We start from the raw sequence: 1,658 nt of genomic DNA on the forward strand, positions 1-1,658 counted from the left end.
ACTTACACCTCTGACCTATCAACCTTGTAGTCTTCAAGGGGTCTTACTAGCTTACGCTATGGGAAATCTCATCTTGAAGGAGGCTTCACGCTTAGATGCTTTCAGCGTTTATCCCGTCCCGACTTAGCTACCCAGCTATGCTTCTGGCGAAACAACTGGTACACCATAGGTCGGTCCATCCCGGTCCTCTCGTACTAAGGACAGCTCTTCTCAAATTTCCTGCGCCCGCGACGGATAGGGACCGAACTGTCTCACGACGTTCTGAACCCAGCTCGCGTGCCGCTTTAATGGGCGAACAGCCCAACCCTTGGGACCTACTTCAGCCCCAGGATGCGACGAGCCGACATCGAGGTGCCAAACCTCCCCGTCGATGTGAACTCTTGGGGGAGATCAGCCTGTTATCCCCGAGGTAGCTTTTATCCGTTGAGCGATGGCCCTCCCACGAGGTACCACCGGATCACTAAGCCCGACTTTCGTCCCTGCTCGACTTGTAGGTCTCGCAGTCAGGCTCCCTTATGCCTTTGCACTCTACGAACGATTTCCGACCGTTCTGAGGGAACCTTTGGGCGCCTCCGTTACTTTTTAGGAGGCGACCGCCCCAGTCAAACTGCCCACCTAACAATGTCCTGTCACCAGATTCATGGCATCCAGTTAGAATTCCAGTACTATCAGGGTGGTATCCCAAGGATGACTCCATCAAAGCTGACGCTCTGATTTCCCAGTCTCCCACCTATCCTGTACAGACAATACCGAAATTCAATGCTAAGCTACAGTAAAGCTCTACGGGGTCTTTCCGTCCAATCGCGGGTAGCGAGCATCTTCACTCGCACTACAACTTCGCCGGATTTGCAGTTGAGACAGTGCACAAGTCATTACGCCATTCGTGCGGGTCAGAACTTACCTGACAAGGAATTTCGCTACCTTAGGACCGTTATAGTTACGGCCGCCGTTTACTGGGGCTTAAGTTCACACCTTCGCTTACGCTAAGTGTTCCCCTTAACCTTCCAGCACCGGGCAGGCGTCAGCCCCTATACATCAGCTTTCGCTTTAGCAGAGACCTGTGTTTTTGTTAAACAGTTGCTTGTGCCTATTCTCTGCGGCCTGCTCTCGCAGGCACCCCTTCTCCCGAAGTTACGGGGTCAATTTGCCTAGTTCCTTAACTGCAATTCTTCCGCCGGCCTTAGGATTCTCTCCTCACCTACCTGTGTCGGTTTGCGGTACGGGCACTATTTCTCTTTCTAGATGCTTTTCTTGGAAGCATGGAATCAGATACTTCGGTTCCTTAGAACCTTCCCCATCACGCCTCAGAATTGTTAGAACGGATTTGCCTATCCTAACTCCCTAAACGCTTAGACTAGCATCCAATAGCTAGCACATCCTATCCTTCTCCGTCACACCATCGATAATAACGATAATAGTGGTATCGGAATATCAACCGATTGTCCATCGCTTACGCCTTTCGGCCTCAGCTTAGGTCCCGACTAACCCTCAGCGGACGAACCTTCCTGAGGAAACCTTAGGTATTCGGCCTGTGGGATTCTCACCCACATCTCGCTACTAATGCCAACATTCTCACTCGTAATCAGTCCACCGCTCCTTACGGTACGACTTCAGCCCGATTACGACGCTCCTCTACCGCTCACACAAAAGTGTGAACC

General features: G+C 51.7%; 1 rRNA gene. It reads right to left on the bottom strand.

Annotated elements, in window-relative coordinates:
• Nucleotides 1-1,658 (bottom strand): 23S ribosomal RNA (locus RGC78_RS16065); the annotation flags it as partial.

Origin of the sequence: Clostridium aquiflavi (assembly GCF_031344075.1) — a bacterium.
GTDB lineage: Bacteria > Bacillota > Clostridia > Clostridiales > Clostridiaceae > Clostridium > Clostridium aquiflavi.